This window comes from Stenotrophomonas sp. HMSC10F07, from assembly GCF_001807895.1.
In the GTDB taxonomy this organism is placed as follows: Bacteria; Pseudomonadota; Gammaproteobacteria; order Xanthomonadales; family Xanthomonadaceae; genus Stenotrophomonas; species Stenotrophomonas sepilia.
Genome location: NZ_KV791435.1, coordinates 19531 through 34035 on the forward strand (window position 1 = coordinate 19531; position 14505 = coordinate 34035).

Here is a 14505-nt window from a genome sequence, read left to right on the forward strand (position 1 = left end):
ACGTTATAACATTTCACGCCTATTTCACGAGTCCTGCTATGCGTCGCCACCTGCTTGCTGCCGCCATCCTGCTCGCTGTCCACACCGCCCACGCTGCGGACGCGCCTACCCTTCCCACCCTCCAGGTCCAGGCCTCCCCGCTCTCGCGCATCGACAGCCGGGTCACCGTCGATAATCCACAGGCGCAGAACCGTACCCTCGGAAGCGTGCTCGAACATGTCTCCGGCGTGCAGAGCAGCGCCTTCGGGCCGAACGCGGGCGCCCCCGTCATCCGCAGCCTCAGCGGCAACCGCGTGCAGATCCTGCAGGATGGCCAGTCCATCCTCGGCATGAACGCGATCAGCGGCGACATCAACATTCCGTTCGATCCACTGTTCGTGCGCAGCGTCACCGTCAACAAGTCCTCGGACGCCGTGCGCTATGGCGGCAATGCGATCGGCGGCAGCGTGGAGATCGATTCGGGCCTGGTCCCGCGCCGCATGGGAGACAAGGAGCAGTCGATGGAACTGATCCTGCGCAAGGGCTTCAATGCCGCCGACGCGCAGGGCTTCCGCATGAACTTCAACAACCAGCGCAACCTCTCGACCAACCTGCAGGTCTCGCGCCAGCGCATCTCGCACTACGACATCCCGGGCAACAGCAAATCCGACGTCTGCAACACCCGCCTGTTCCCGCCGACCGGCGGCGTCAACTCGGCGCTGGCCGACAGCTGCCAGAAAGAGGCGCGCGTCCAGCAGATCTACAACAAGGCCTCGCAGCCGTACATCGACCAGTTCATGACCGAGAACCCGGACTGGGCCGATGGTGACTTTTCGTTCTACATCAACAACCCGACCTCGGTCTGGCAGCGCCGCACCTACATCAATCCGGTCAACCCCGCCTACGTGCCCGGCACACCGTCGTACGTGCAGAAGCAGATCAACAACGATGTCACGCCCGACTACCATCACCGGCTGGGCAACAGCTACGCACGCAACTCGCAGGTGGCCTTCGGCTCGACGCTGTTTTTCGACCGTGGCTACGTGGGTGTCAGCATCGATGCCAAGGACAGCGAGTACGGCGTGCCGGGCTTCTCGATGCAGAATCTGTCGTTCGGTTCCACCGATGCCGATGGCCTGCCGGTGGGCGTGGTGATCAAACAGGAACGCTACGCACTGGAAGCCCTGTTGCGCGATCCGCTGCCGTGGTTCGAACGCGCGGAGCTGCGAGTTTCCAGGCTGGACAACACTTCGGGAGAGCACCTGGGCAGCACCCGGGCCAATGACTACGACTTCGAAAGCAGCCAGGTCGAACTGCTGCTCAGTCACCTGCGGCTCGGGCCGCTCAGCGGCCTGCTCGGCTTCAGCCACCAGTCGCGACAGGTCACCGGCGGCGGTTCACTGCGCTACCTGCCCGACGTCGACACCCGCAGCAACGCGGTGTTCCTGAAAGAGGCACTGGACGTCGGCTGGGCCACCTTCGATGCAGGTGTGCGCCACGAGCGCGTCGACCACGAGCTGCAGCCCAGCCGCTTCAGGACCGCACGCAACGCCGCCAATACCAAGCTGCAGGACCGTTCCTACCGGCTCAACAGCTACAGCGTGGGCTCCCGTGTCGAGCTCGGTCCTCTGTTCGCCGCCAAGGTGCGCTACGCATCCTCGCAGCGCGCACCGGAGATCAACGAGCTGTATGCCAGCAACGCACACTATTCGGTGATGACCCAGGAAGAAGGCAACCAGAACCTCAAGCCGGAGCGCGCGAAGAACCTGGAGCTGACCGGCCTGTTCCACATCGGCGGCTTCGAACTGTCGGCCACTGCTTACCGGATGAAGTACGAGAACTATCTCTACCTCGGCCATTCCGGCCTGCAGACCGCCAACCGTCTGCCGCTCAAGTACTGGAAGCAGACCGACACCACGGTGAAGGGTTTCGAGATCGACGCATCGCAGGCACTTGACCTGGGCCGCTATGGCACGTTGAACATCTCTGCCTTCGCCGATCTGGTGAAGAACAAGGCCGACCACCCCGATCCGCTGCGCGCCCACAACGATGGCGAGTACCTGCCGAACATGCCGACCAACCGCTACGGCGCCAACCTGCAATGGCAGCGCGAAGGCTGGAAGGCGCAGCTGTCGAGCACCTACTACGACACGCAGGAGTACCTCGGCCGCAACGTCAGCGAGGAGATCCCGCTGGATGCGTTCAACCTGGTTGACCTGCAGGTCAGCCGCGAACTGCCGGTGCGCAGCAGCTACATCGCCGGCATGGAAGTGTTCGTCAACGGCAGCAACCTGCTCAATGAGGAAGCGCGTCCACACAACTCGCCACTGAAATACATCGCGCCACTGCCGGGGCGGGGCTTCCAGGTGGGTGTGACGCTAAAGCTCTGAGGAGAGCCTGATTCGGCCACCATCCAGCGATCAATGATCGCTGGATGGCACGCCGGGACCCTGCATCCGTGCAAAGAAAAACGCCTGCAGATCGATGATCTGCAGGCGCTTCTTTGTATCTGGCGGAGTGAGAGGGATTCGAACCCTCGATAGAGCTTTTGACCCTATACTCCCTTAGCAGGGGAGCCCCTTCGGCCACTCGGGCATCACTCCGGGGTTTTCTCCGCGTCTGGTGCGTTGCACCTCAGCGGGGCGTGAATCATAACGTTAATCGAGTGCGAAGGTAAAGCGTTATTCGGCAGAATTTTCGCTACCGGTGCCACCGGCTTCATCACCACGCTGGATGCGCTGATAGATCTCTTCGCGATGGACAGCGACGTCCTTCGGCGCGGTGATGCCGATACGCACCTGGTTACCCTTGACGCCAAGCACGGTGACGCTCACCGAGTCTCCGATCATCAGGGTTTCGCCGACGCGGCGAGTCAGGATCAACATTTTTGTAAGTCTCCATGGAACCGTGTGGAAGGGTATCCCCCACCGGCTTGACGCTCCGTCAAGAAGCGCTACCACGACAAAGGGAAAAGATTCGCAATGGTACCGTCAGCCGTCCCGCTCCTACAAGGAGGGGGACGGCCAGGTTCATCACAGGCGGGGGCTGACCCATTCGACGACTGCAGCCAGCGCAGTGGCAAGGGCGGGCCCGTCCTCGCCACCACCCTGGGCGAGGTCCGGGCGTCCGCCGCCCTTGCCCCCGATCTGACCGGCGATATGGGACAACAGTTCCCCGGCCTTGACCTTGCCCATTGCGCTGCCGTTCACGCCTGCGACCAGGGCGGCCTTGCCGTCCTGGGCGCCGGCCAGCACGATCACCGCGTCGCCCAGCTGCTGCTTGAGGCGGTCCATGGCGTCACGCAGGGCCTTGGCGTCGAAGCCCTCCAGACGGGCGGCCAGCACCTTCACGCCAGCAACCTCGACGGCCTGGCCGGACAGGTCGGCCGTGGCACCCGCAGCAACCTTGGCCTTCACGCCTTCCAGTTCGCGCTCCAGCTGCTTCTGGCGCTGGCCGAGGGCACGGATCTTCTCGACCACGTCGGCAGCGCTGCCACCGAGCAGCTCAGCGGCCTCGGCCAGGCGGGCCTCTTCGGCGTCCACGTAGTCCAGCGCGCCCTGGCCGGTGACGGCCTCGATGCGGCGCACGCCCGCGGAGACGCCACCCTCGGAGGTGATCTTGAACAGGCCGATGTCGCCGGTACGGTTGACGTGGGTACCACCGCACAGCTCGGTGGAGTAGTCACCCATCTTCAGCACGCGCACGTGCTCGCCGTACTTCTCGCCGAACAAGGCCATCGCGCCGAAGTCCAGCGCTTCCTGCATGCCCATGGTGTGCACTTCGGCGGCGTTGTTGGCGCGCACCTGCTGGTTGACCTTGCGCTCGATCACCGCCAGTTCGTCGGCACTGATCGGCTGGAAGTGCGAGAAGTCGAAGCGCAGGCGGTCCGGCGCGACCAGCGAGCCCTTCTGCTGCACGTGAGTGCCCAGCACTTCGCGCAGCGCGGCGTGCAGCAGGTGGGTGGCCGAGTGGTTGAGGATGGTGGCGCCACGGCGCTCGCCATCGACCTGGCCGGACAGCACGTCGCCGACCTTCAGGCCGCCTTCGGACAGGGTGCCGACATGGCCATGGAACTGGCCGGCGAACTTCTGGGTGTCTTCCACCACCAGGCGAACGCCGTTGCCGGTCAGCACGCCGGTGTCGCCGACCTGGCCGCCGGACTCGGCGTAGAACGGGGTCTGGTTGGTGATGACGATGACTGCGTCACCCGCATCGGCCGACTGCACCGGACGACCGTCCTTGAGCAGGGCCAGCACGCTCAGGCCGTCGGCCTGCAGGCGGTCATAGCCCAGGAACTGGGTCGGGCTGAGGGTCGCCACCAGCTCGGCTGGCAGGGTCACGCCGCCACCGAACTTGCCGGCCGCGCGCGCGGTCTCGCGCTGCTGCTCCATCGCGGCATCGAAGCCGGCGATGTCGACGGTCAGGTCGCGCTCGCGGGCGATGTCCTGGGTCAGGTCGAGCGGGAAGCCATAGGTGTCATACAGGCGGAAGGCGTCAACGCCCGGGATCACGCCATTGCTGGCCTTGCCGGCCACGTCTTCGAAGATCTTCATGCCGGCATCGAGGGTTTCGGCGAAACGCTCTTCCTCGGCCTGCAGCGCACGGGTGACAGTGTCCACCGCAGCCGGCAGTTCCGGATAGGCCTCGCCCATCTGCTCGACCAGTGTCGGCACGAGCTTGCTGAAGAACGGCTGGCGCACGCCCAGCATCCAGCCGTGGCGCAGGGCGCGGCGGATGATACGGCGCAGCACGTAACCCCGGCCTTCGTTGGACGGCAGCACGCCGTCGACGATCAGGAACGAGCAGGCGCGGATGTGGTCGGCAATCACGCGCAGCGACTTGTTCTCCAGGTCGGCGGTGCCGGTCAGCTCGGAGGCCTTGCGGATCAGCGCCTGGAACAGGTCGATCTCATAGTTGGTGTGCACGTGCTGCAGGATCGCCGCCAGGCGCTCCAGGCCCATGCCGGTATCCACGCACGGCGCCGGCAGTGGCACCAGGGTGCCGTCGGGCTGGCGGTCGAACTGCATGAACACCAGGTTCCAGATTTCGATGAAGCGGTCGCCGTCTTCATCCGGGGAACCCGGGGGGCCACCGGCGATATGGTCACCGTGGTCGTAGAAGATCTCGGTGCACGGGCCGCACGGGCCGGTGTCGGCCATCTGCCAGAAGTTGTCCGAGGCAAACGGTGCGCCCTTGTTGTCGCCGATGCGCACGATGCGCTCTTCCGGTACGCCGACCATGTCGCGCCACAGCTCGTACGCTTCGTCATCGGTCTGGTAGACGGTGACCAACAGGCGTTCGGCCGGCAGCTTCCAGACCTGGGTCAGCAGTTCCCAGGCCCAGGCGATCGCGTCCTTCTTGAAGTAGTCGCCGAACGACCAGTTGCCCAGCATTTCGAAGAAGGTGTGGTGGCGTGCGGTGTAGCCGACCTGGTCGAGATCGTTGTGCTTGCCGCCCGCGCGCAGGCAGCGCTGCACGTCGGCCGCGCGCACGTAGCTACGCTTCTCCGCGCCAAGGAACACGTCCTTGAACTGCACCATGCCGGAGTTGGTGAACAGCAGGGTCGGATCATTGCCCGGCACCAGCGGCGCCGAGGGCACGATGGTGTGGCCTTTGCCCTTGAAGAATTCAAGGAAGTCGCTGCGGATCTGGGATGTCGTGAATTTGGCGGATGCGTTCATTGGGGGCTGGCAGTCTGCGGGCCGGCGGACCCGGACCACCGGCCGTGTTGGCCAGGGTCGCGAGGGAGCGCCGAAAACCTAAAGGGTATCAGGCCCGGCGCCGCCAGTCTCAGTCATCCGGGTCGTAGCGGGTCGCACGGCGGATGCTGTCGCCGTCGAAACCCCGTCGGGCCAGCAGATCGGCGGCCTTGCGCCGCTGCGTCAGGTCCTGCGGACCGGCCTCGCCAAAGCGCCGGCGGACCAGATCACGGGCATTTTCCTGCCAGTCGCCATCGTAACTGTCCATCGCCGCGGCAATCGCGGCACTGTCCAGGCCATGGGTGCCCAGCTCGGCGCGGACATGGATCGGGCCATAACCCGTATTGGCGCGCATCCGCACCAGGTTCTCAGCAAAACGGGTGTCATCCTGCCAGCCCGCTTCGGTCAGCTTGGCGACAGCGGCCTGCGCGGCTTCGTCTTCGACGCCACGGGCGGTCAGCTTGCGGGTGAGTTCCTTGCGCGAGTGCTCGCGGCGGACCAGCAGGCCCAGCGCCCGTTGTACGGGAGTCTGCTCACGCTGCCGGCGCTTGCGGCCGGTAGGAATGTCTTCGGCGTCGGACATCGATGCTCCAAGGGTGGCGCCGTCCTTGGCGCCCTGCCCATCCCTGGGCGATTCGAACCTGCGGGACAGGGCGACGTCACTGACGGCGCCGCCCTGCCCCACAGCAAGCCTTACTCGTCGTCGCCTTCGTCGTCGCCTTCCTCGCGGGCCGCTTCGGCCGGCTGGAATTTCTCACGCAGCTCGGCCTCGAGCTTGGCGGCGACGGTCGGGTTGTCGCGCAGGTAGCCGCGGGCATTGTCCTTGCCCTGGCCAATGCGCTCTTCACCGTAGCTGTACCAGGCGCCGGCCTTCTCGACCAGCTTGGCATCCACGCCCATGTCGATCAGTTCGCCCTCGCGGCTGATGCCTTCGCCGTACAGGATCTCGGTGATGACCTGCTTGAACGGAGGCGCCAGCTTGTTCTTGACGACCTTGATCTTGGTCTGGTTGCCGATGATCTCATCGCCCTTCTTGATCGCACCGATACGGCGGATGTCCAGGCGGACCGAGGCGTAGAACTTCAGCGCGTTGCCGCCGGTGGTGGTTTCCGGGCTCTGGCCCGGCATCATCACGCCGATCTTCATGCGCAGCTGGTTGATGAAGATCACCAGGGTGTTCGAACGCTTGATGTTGCCGGTCAGCTTGCGCAGCGCCTGGCTCATCAGGCGGGCCTGCAGACCCGGCAGCTGGTCACCCATTTCGCCTTCGATTTCGGCCTTCGGGGTCAGCGCGGCGACCGAGTCGACCACCAGGATGTCAACCGAGCCCGAACGGACCAGCATGTCGGCGATTTCCAGCGCCTGCTCACCGGTGTCCGGCTGCGACAACAGCAGGTCGTCCACGTTCACGCCCAGCTTCGCGGCGTAGATCGGGTCAAGCGCGTGCTCGGCATCGATGAAGGCCGCGGTACCGCCCATCTTCTGGCATTCGGCGATGGCCTGCAGAGTCAGGGTGGTCTTGCCCGAGGATTCCGGCCCGTAGATCTCAACGACACGGCCCTTCGGCAGACCGCCAATGCCCAGTGCGATGTCGAGCATCAGCGAACCGGTCGGGATGGCTTCGACGGGCTCGACCACGCGGTCGCCCATGCGCATCACCGAGCCCTTGCCGAACTGCTTCTCGATCTGGCCCAGAGCAGCAGCCAAGGCGCGCTTCTTGTTCTCGTCCATCGTATTGGTCCTTGCAGAGGTCATGTCGTTGGGGGTGCTGTCTTTGGGGGTCTTCTTTGCCATGGGTTCACTTTAAGTCGGACGTATCGCACAGGCTGAGATTCTGCCCGGCGCTCTGAAAAGAATTATCGGACATCCGTACCAACCTCAGTGGAACCAGAGAATCGCCACAAAAGACCGCGGGGTAATGCACCATGGAGCGGGTCAACGATTGGGCCGAAGCAGGCCGCAATAGAGGCCTTCGATCGCAAAATCCTGGTCCGGCAGCACCTCGATCGGCTTGTAATCGGGATTGCGCGGCAGCAGGCGGATGCGGTCCTTGGCGATCTTCAGCAGCTTGACGGTGATCTCGTCATCGATGCGGGCCACCACGATCTGCCCGGAACGGGCGTCGCGGGTGCGGTGCACGCCGATCAGGTCACCGTCGAAGATGCCCTCATCGATCATCGAGTCGCCCTGCACTTTCAGCAGGTAGTCCGGCGCCGGCGAGAAGAACACCCGGTCCAGCACCACGAAATCGTCGGAGCCGATGTCGGCACCGATCGGCAAGCCGGCAGCGACCCGGCCCAGCACCGGCAAGCGCAGCACGCTGTCCGGAAGGCCCGGCTCGGCCAGCTTTTCGACCGGCGGTGCCTGCACCAGGCGGATGCCGCGAGCCTGGCCCGGGATGCGACGGATCGCACCGGCCTGCTCCAGGGCTTCCAGGTGGTACTGGGCCGCACGCACGCCCTTGAAGCCGAACGCGCGTGCGATTTCAGTCTGCGACGGCGGTGCGCCTTCGCTCTCGATACGCTCGGCGATCAACTGCAGGATCGCCTGCTGGGTGTCGGTCAGGTCCATGGTTAGTAGTATTACTACTAACGCACACAACTGCAAGTGCCGGGTACGACAAACAGGTGATGGGATCTGTAGTGCCGAGCCATGCTCGGCAGTTGGGCCAATGGCCGGGCGGCAAAGGCAAAAGCAAGAGCAGCCGACCAGCGGCCGGCCCTACAGGAATCGCGCAGCGATTCCACGGTTCCGATGGGGAACCGCTGCGGCAAGCACACTATGTGTGCTTGCCGCTCCTCCATATGGAGAACAGGATCCACACGCCGCAGAAGCCCGCGCCGATGAAGCCGCACACGCCCAGTGCCAGCAGCCAGCGACTGGAGACCCCGCCAACGCTGTGCATCACGATCGAGGACCCGATGATCAGCGCGGCGGTGACGATACCCATCACCAGCCGGTTCGCTGCCCGATTCACCTGTTCGCCAAAGCCCTGCAGCGCAGTGGTTTCCACCTTCAGCTGGAGGCGGCCGCGGCGTGCCGCCTGGACCAGCTTGCGCAGGTCGCGCGGCAGTTCCCCGGCGAAGTCGACCAGGCCCAGCAGGCTGCGTCGGCCACGCTTGAGCAGCGCCTTGGGCGCATAGCGCTGCAGCACCACCCGTTCCAGGAACGGGCGCGCGGCACTGGCCATGTCGAAATCCGGGTCCAGCTGGCGCCCCATGCCTTCCAGGGTCAGGAAGGCCTTGATCATCAGCGCCAGATCGGCCGGCAGGGTCAGGCTGTAGCTGCGCAGCAGCTGGGTGATATCGCCCAGCATCAGGCCGATGCGCAGGTCCTTCAGCGGCACGCCGCGATACTGGTCGACGAACTGGCTGATGTCGTGCTGCAGGCGGTTCTCGTCCACTTCCACGCCGCCGGCCCAGTCCAGCAGCACATCGGCCACGCTCTGCGGGTCCTGCTCGACCAGCCCGTGCAGCAGCTGCGCGACCTGGAAGCGGCGCACTTCGGACAACGCGCCGACCATGCCGAAGTCAATCACGCCGATGCGGCCGTCACGCAGGTAGAAGATGTTGCCGGGGTGCGGGTCGGCGTGGAAGCAGCCGTCCTCCAGCACCATCTTGAGCACGATGCCGGCACCGCGCCGAGCCAGTTCGCGCCGGTCCAGGCCCGCCGCATCGACGCCGGCCAGGTCACGCCCGGGAATGCCGTCGACGAAGTCCTGCACATTCAGGCTTTCACAGGTCCACTGCCAGTGCACGCTGGGGATCAGGATGTCGTCACGGCCGTTGAAGTTGCGTGCGATGCGTTCGGCGTTGCGGCATTCGGCGGCGAAATCCAGCTCGCGTCGCAGCGACACGGTGAACTGCTGCACGACCTCGGCCGGACGATAGCGGCGCAGGTCCGGCAGCCGCGCCTCGACGATTTCGGCCAGGCGTGCCAGCAACCGCAGGTCGGCCTCGACCACGTCGCGGATACCCGGGCGCCGTACCTTCAGCACCACCTCGCGGCCGTCATGCAGGCGCGCGCGATGGGCCTGCGCCAGCGAGGCGGCGGCCATCGGGATTTCATCGAGGAAGGCGAACACGTCTGCAGGCGAGGCGCCCAGGTCGGCCTCCAGCTGCTCGCGGATATCGGCATACGGCAGCGCGGGTACCGCGTTCTGCAGCTCGGACAGTTCAGCGATCCATTCCGGCGGCAGCAGGTCGACGCGCGTCGCCAGCACCTGACCGAGCTTGACGAAGGTCGGGCCGAGATCCTGCATCGCGCTGCGTACGCGCACCGGCGCGGTCATCCGCAGCAGTTCCTGGCGATCCTCGTTCCAGTGCAGCAGGCGCCCAGCGCGCTCCAGCGTGGTGGCCAGGCCGATGCGCCGCACCACGTCACCGAAACCATAGCGGATCAGGACAACCGCAATTTCCTGCAGTCGGCCCAGGTCACGGACCGTGCCCAACGTTTCCCACATCATGCGTGCTCCGGACGATTACCGGAGCAGCATGTCACAGCTGGGCGTCGATGCCGCGCAATGCCGCCGCCACGGTTTGCCGGCGGATGGCTTCGCGGTCGCCCTCGAACTGGAACAGCTCGGCGCGGGCGTAGCCGCCGCGCCGCTTCCAGCCGATCCAGACGCTGCCGACCGGCTTCCCAGGGCTGCCGCCGCCGGGACCGGCGATGCCGGTCACTGCCACCGCGATGCCGGCCCCCGAGTTGACCAGCGCACCGGAAACCATTTCCAGCACGGTTTCGCGGCTGACTGCGCCAAACTGCTCCAGCGTTTGTGCGCGCACGCCGAGCAGGCGCTGCTTGGCTTCGTAGCTGTAGACCACCATGCCGCAGTCGAAGAATGCCGACGACCCTGCGATGTCGGTCATGCACTTTGCAATCCAGCCACCACTGCAGCTTTCAGCGGTCACCAGCTGCAGCGAGGCCTGCTCGAGGCGCTGCCCAAGCGCGGCGGACTGGATATTGAGTTCAGCGTCGGTGGGGATGGACATCGGCATGACGGTGGGGTGAAGAACCTGCACGTTGTACCGCAGATGACAGGCAGATGTCGCGCCCATCCGGGACGGTTGCGCTGCCGGCCGGCGGCCGGCACTCGCCGGCCCTGCCAGGTGCTACCTCACCACTCCGGCAGTTTCTCCGGCAGCAGCGCCCGGATCGGTGCGCCGTCGGCACTGGCGGCCAGCTTCTCGGCTTCGGCAATCGGCAAGTCGACATGCAGCAGCCAGCCTTCCTCATCAGCCTGCTCGCTGCGGATCACTTCCAGCTGGTGCAGTCGCGCGCGCAGGCGGCCGGCATCCGGCGGCAGGCGCAGTTCGCCGGTGACATGCTGCAGGCCCAGGCGCTTGCCCAGCACCGCCTGCAGCAGCTCCAGCCCCCGCCCGTCACGCGCGGAAATCCACACCCGCTCACGACGCGACTCATCCGGGATACCGTCCTGGCCATCGTGGCGCACGTCGGCACCGTCGATGCGGTCGATCTTGTTGAACACCAGCAATTGCGGCAGGTCACCGGCACCGACTGCGGTCAGCACCTCGTCGACCTGGGCGATGCGCTCCTCGCGGTGCGGATCGGCAGCGTCGACCACATGCAGCAGGAAGTCGGCCTCGCGCGCCTCGGACAAGGTCGAGCGGAACGCCGCGACCAGATCATGCGGCAGATCGCGGACGAAACCGACGGTATCGGCCAGCACCACGTTGCCCCCCGGCACCGCGATGCGGCGCACGGTCGGATCCAGCGTTGCGAACAGCTGGTCGGCGGCATAGGCCTCAGCGCCGGTCATGGCGTTGAACAGGGTCGACTTGCCGGCGTTGGTGTAGCCCACCAGGGCCACGCGCGGCAGCTCGCTGCGCACACGCGCACGGCGCATCTGGGTGCGCTGCACTTCGACCTTTTCCAGGCGCTTCTGCAGCTGCTCCACCCGCTTCTGCAGCAGGCGGCGGTCAGTTTCCAGCTGGGTTTCACCCGGTCCGCGCAGGCCGATCGAACCGCCGCGCTGGCGCTCCAGATGGGTCCAGCCGCGCACCAGCCGCGTAGCCAGGTGGCGCAGCTGTGCCAGTTCGACCTGCAGCTTGCCTTCGTGGCTGTGCGCACGCTGGGCGAAGATGTCCAGGATCAGGCCGGTGCGGTCGATCACCCGGCGCTCGAGGAAACGTTCCAGGTTGCGTTCCTGGCCCGGGCTCAATGCATGGTTGACCAGGATCAGGTCGGCCCCGCTGGCGTCGGCCGCAGCCTTGATCTCGTCCAGCTTGCCGCTGCCGATCAGGGTCGACGGATTCGGACGGTCCAGGCGCGCAGTGATCGTCGCGGCGATGCTGGCCCCGGCCGAGCGGGCCAGATCACCGAATTCTTCGAGCACATCGTCTTCCAGCTTGCCGAAATGGGGCTGGATCAACAGGGCGTGTTCACCCTTTTTCGAGCGGTCAAACATTCACCGCTCCGGTATTACTCGTCTGCTTCATCACCTGCCTGACCGCCTTCACCCGACTGCACGTAACCACCGCCCGGACCGACCTTCACGTTGCGTGCCGGAACGACGGTGGAAATGGCGTGCTTGTAGACCATCTGACTGACCGTGTTGCGCAGCAGGACCACGAACTGGTCGAACGACTCGATCGTGCCCTGCAGCTTGATGCCGTTCACCAGGTACACCGAAACCGGCACGCGTTCGCGCCGCAGTGCGTTCAAGAAAGGATCCTGCAGCGATTGCCCCTTGGACATTGCACACTCCTGATTATTGTTCTTATTGGGTTGCCGACGGTTGCCGCGGCCCCCGAGCCGCCCGCCGACCGATGATGTTACACGGCTGGCGGGGATTCAGCGTGCGACGAAGGTCGACACCGCGCTGGCCAGGCGCTCCCCATCAACATGGGGATCGAACCAGCGCGCATCAAGCTCGCCGCGCAGCCAGGTCAGCTGGCGCTTGGCCAGTTGCCGGGTGGCGAAGATCGCCTTGTCACGGAAACGGGCGGCATCACCCTCCCCGTCCAGGTACTCCCAGGCCTGCCGATAGCCGACCGCGCGCACTGCCGGCAGGTCCAACGGCGCCTCCACGGCTGCCATTTCCGGCATCGCGCGCAATGCCCGCACCTCGTCGAGAAACCCCTGCCCCAGCATGGCGTCGAAGCGCGCCTCGATGCGCTGGTGCAGAACCGCACGGTCGCGTGGAGCGAGGATCAGCTTGAGGGTGCGCACCGGCAATGGCGCTACGCCCGGCCGGCGCTGCCATTCAGTAATGGGGATACCGGTCAGGCGATAGACCTCCAGCGCCCGCTGGATGCGTTGCGGATCGGTCGCATGGATGCGTGCGGCGGCGGCCGGGTCGACCTTGGCCAGCTCGGCGTGCAGTGCCGCCCAGCCACGCTCGGCCGCCTCGGCGCTGAGCGCTTCGCGCATTGCCGGGTCGGCCTCCGGCATCGGCGACAGGCCCTGCAGCAGCGCCCGGAAGTACAGGCCAGTGCCACCGGCCAGGATCGGCGTCCTGCCACGCGCCACGATGTCGGCCACGACCCGCCCGGCATCGGCGGCGAACTCGGCCGCCGAGTAGGTCTGCCAGGGGTCACGCAGGTCCAGCAGATGGTGCGGCGCCTGCGCGCGCTCCGTCGCATCGGGCTTGGCCGAACCGATGTCCAGGTGGCGGTACACCAGTGCCGAGTCGACGCTGACGATTTCGCCATCCAGCTGCCGTGCCAGGGCGATCGCAGTGGCGGTCTTGCCACTGGCGGTCGGCCCCATCACGGCGATCGCCAGTGGCCGCCGATCGATACCCATCAGTCTTCGTCCGGCCAGCGGATCGTCGGCGCAGCGTCGGCGCGCGGCGTCGGTACGGCTTGCACCGCCTGCCAGATCTTCAGCGCATCAACTGTGGCCGCCACGTCATGCACGCGTACGATGCGCGCGCCACGCTGGACCGCGATCAGGTGCGCGGCCACCGAGGCCGCTACCCGCTCGGACGGCGTATCGCGACCTGTCAGTTCACCGAGACTGCGCTTGCGCGACAGGCCGGCCAGCATCGGCACGCCCAGTTCCAGAAAGCGCTCCGAACGCGCCAGCAGGGTCATGTTGTGCCCGGTGGTCTTGCCGAAGCCGAAACCGAGGTCGATCAGCAGGTTCTTCCTCGCGATGCCTGCCATCTCGGCAGCGAACAGGCGCTGCACCAGGAAGCCGTGCACCTCGCCGACCACATCGTCGTAGTGCGGATCGGCCTGCATGTGGCCCGGTTCGCCCTGCATGTGCATCAGCACCACCGGCACGCCGGTTTCCGCAGCGGCCTCGAGCGCACCCTCCTGACGCAGGCCGAAGATGTCGTTGATCATGCCGGCGCCAGCGGCCACGGCCGCGCGCATCACTTCCGGCTTGAAGGTGTCGATGCTGATCGGCACATGGGTCCGGGCCGCCAGCTGCTCGATCACCGGAATCACCCGGCCCAGCTCCTCCTCGACCGATACCGGCGTGGCGCCCGGGCGGGTCGATTCGCCGCCGATATCGAGAAGGTCCGCGCCCTCCTCGACCAGCTTCAGGCCATGAGCGATTGCGGCCTCGGTGGTGTCGTGCGCGCCGCCATCGGAAAACGAGTCCGGGGTGACGTTGACGATGCCCATGACCTGGGCACGGTCGAGGCGCAGGATGCGGCCGGCGCAATCGAGCTGGGGCGAGGTATCGAACATCGGTAATCCTGCTGGAACAACGGCGGGTAGTTTAGTTCGGCAGGGCGGCGCCCTGCACCCGCAGAGGCAACGGCCAAAGCCAATGCGGCTCTGGATTGCTGATGGTCTGGCGGGACGGTGGGGGGCTGCAGGACACGCCGTAAACCCATCCTTGGGGGCTCGAT

The 14505-nt window shown here is 65.9% G+C and carries 12 protein-coding genes and 1 tRNA gene; 1 reads left to right on the top strand and 12 read right to left on the bottom strand.

The window, feature by feature from the left end; all coding sequences use genetic code 11:
- Positions 1 to 38: 38 nt before the first annotated feature.
- Positions 39 to 2369: a TonB-dependent receptor domain-containing protein gene (locus tag HMPREF3114_RS16070; protein ID WP_070489992.1), complete on the top strand. Its 2331-nt coding sequence runs from the start codon at positions 39 to 41 to the stop codon at positions 2367 to 2369.
- A 120-nt stretch (positions 2370 to 2489) separates the two neighbouring features.
- Here the strand turns inward: HMPREF3114_RS16070 and HMPREF3114_RS16075 are convergent.
- From HMPREF3114_RS16075 to folP, 12 genes are all read right to left on the bottom strand, one after another.
- Positions 2490 to 2582, bottom strand: a tRNA-Ser gene (locus HMPREF3114_RS16075).
- A gap of 78 nt (positions 2583 to 2660) precedes the next feature.
- Positions 2661 to 2864, bottom strand: coding sequence for a carbon storage regulator CsrA (gene csrA, locus HMPREF3114_RS16080; RefSeq protein WP_004152909.1), 204 nt, complete (start codon positions 2862 to 2864; stop codon positions 2661 to 2663).
- A gap of 147 nt (positions 2865 to 3011) precedes the next feature.
- Positions 3012 to 5660 carry an alanine--tRNA ligase gene (gene alaS, locus HMPREF3114_RS16085; RefSeq protein ID WP_053499106.1) on the bottom strand — a complete coding sequence of 883 codons (2649 nt, stop codon included), beginning with the start codon at positions 5658 to 5660 and terminating at the stop codon, positions 3012 to 3014.
- Between the two features lie 109 nt (positions 5661 to 5769).
- Positions 5770 to 6261: a recombination regulator RecX gene (gene recX, locus HMPREF3114_RS16090; protein ID WP_053499104.1), complete on the bottom strand. Its 492-nt coding sequence runs from the start codon at positions 6259 to 6261 to the stop codon at positions 5770 to 5772.
- Between the two features lie 110 nt (positions 6262 to 6371).
- Positions 6372 to 7409, bottom strand: coding sequence for a recombinase RecA (recA, locus tag HMPREF3114_RS16095; RefSeq protein WP_005416046.1), 1038 nt, complete (start codon positions 7407 to 7409; stop codon positions 6372 to 6374).
- Between the two features lie 204 nt (positions 7410 to 7613).
- Positions 7614 to 8249, bottom strand: a complete 636-nt coding sequence (gene lexA / locus HMPREF3114_RS16100; RefSeq protein WP_005416045.1) for a transcriptional repressor LexA — start codon at positions 8247 to 8249, stop codon at positions 7614 to 7616.
- A gap of 208 nt (positions 8250 to 8457) precedes the next feature.
- A complete protein-coding gene (gene ubiB, locus HMPREF3114_RS16105) occupies positions 8458 to 10140 on the bottom strand; it encodes a 2-polyprenylphenol 6-hydroxylase (RefSeq protein ID WP_053499129.1) in 1683 nt (560 codons plus the stop codon).
- Between the two features lie 34 nt (positions 10141 to 10174).
- Positions 10175 to 10669: a CinA family protein gene (locus HMPREF3114_RS16110; RefSeq protein WP_005416043.1), complete on the bottom strand. Its 495-nt coding sequence runs from the start codon at positions 10667 to 10669 to the stop codon at positions 10175 to 10177.
- 125 nt (positions 10670 to 10794) lie between these two features.
- Positions 10795 to 12105, bottom strand: coding sequence for a ribosome rescue GTPase HflX (hflX, locus tag HMPREF3114_RS16115; protein WP_005416042.1), 1311 nt, complete (start codon positions 12103 to 12105; stop codon positions 10795 to 10797).
- Between the two features lie 14 nt (positions 12106 to 12119).
- Positions 12120 to 12395, bottom strand: a complete 276-nt coding sequence (gene hfq / locus HMPREF3114_RS16120; protein ID WP_004152891.1) for an RNA chaperone Hfq — start codon at positions 12393 to 12395, stop codon at positions 12120 to 12122.
- A gap of 96 nt (positions 12396 to 12491) precedes the next feature.
- Complete coding sequence (gene miaA / locus HMPREF3114_RS16125) at positions 12492 to 13445, bottom strand: tRNA (adenosine(37)-N6)-dimethylallyltransferase MiaA (protein ID WP_053499102.1); 954 nt, start codon at positions 13443 to 13445, stop codon at positions 12492 to 12494.
- The gene (gene folP / locus HMPREF3114_RS16130) at positions 13445 to 14341 is read right to left on the bottom strand and encodes a dihydropteroate synthase (protein ID WP_053499100.1); all 897 of its coding nucleotides are present in this window, start codon (positions 14339 to 14341) and stop codon (positions 13445 to 13447) included. Before folP ends, miaA begins: the two co-directional genes overlap by 1 nt.
- Between the last annotated feature and the right edge of the window lie 164 nt (positions 14342 to 14505).

Coding starts and splice junctions, on each gene's coding strand:
- HMPREF3114_RS16070 (WP_070489992.1), top strand. CDS start 39: ATGCGTCGCCACCTGCTTGCTGCCGCCATCCTGCTCGCTGTCCACACC.
- csrA (WP_004152909.1), bottom strand. CDS start 2,864: ATGTTGATCCTGACTCGCCGCGTCGGCGAAACCCTGATGATCGGAGAC.
- alaS (WP_053499106.1), bottom strand. CDS start 5,660: ATGAACGCATCCGCCAAATTCACGACATCCCAGATCCGCAGCGACTTC.
- recX (WP_053499104.1), bottom strand. CDS start 6,261: ATGTCCGACGCCGAAGACATTCCTACCGGCCGCAAGCGCCGGCAGCGT.
- recA (WP_005416046.1), bottom strand. CDS start 7,409: ATGGACGAGAACAAGAAGCGCGCCTTGGCTGCTGCTCTGGGCCAGATC.
- lexA (WP_005416045.1), bottom strand. CDS start 8,249: ATGGACCTGACCGACACCCAGCAGGCGATCCTGCAGTTGATCGCCGAG.
- ubiB (WP_053499129.1), bottom strand. CDS start 10,140: ATGTGGGAAACGTTGGGCACGGTCCGTGACCTGGGCCGACTGCAGGAA.
- HMPREF3114_RS16110 (WP_005416043.1), bottom strand. CDS start 10,669: ATGTCCATCCCCACCGACGCTGAACTCAATATCCAGTCCGCCGCGCTT.
- hflX (WP_005416042.1), bottom strand. CDS start 12,105: ATGTTTGACCGCTCGAAAAAGGGTGAACACGCCCTGTTGATCCAGCCC.
- hfq (WP_004152891.1), bottom strand. CDS start 12,395: ATGTCCAAGGGGCAATCGCTGCAGGATCCTTTCTTGAACGCACTGCGG.
- miaA (WP_053499102.1), bottom strand. CDS start 13,445: ATGGGTATCGATCGGCGGCCACTGGCGATCGCCGTGATGGGGCCGACC.
- folP (WP_053499100.1), bottom strand. CDS start 14,341: ATGTTCGATACCTCGCCCCAGCTCGATTGCGCCGGCCGCATCCTGCGC.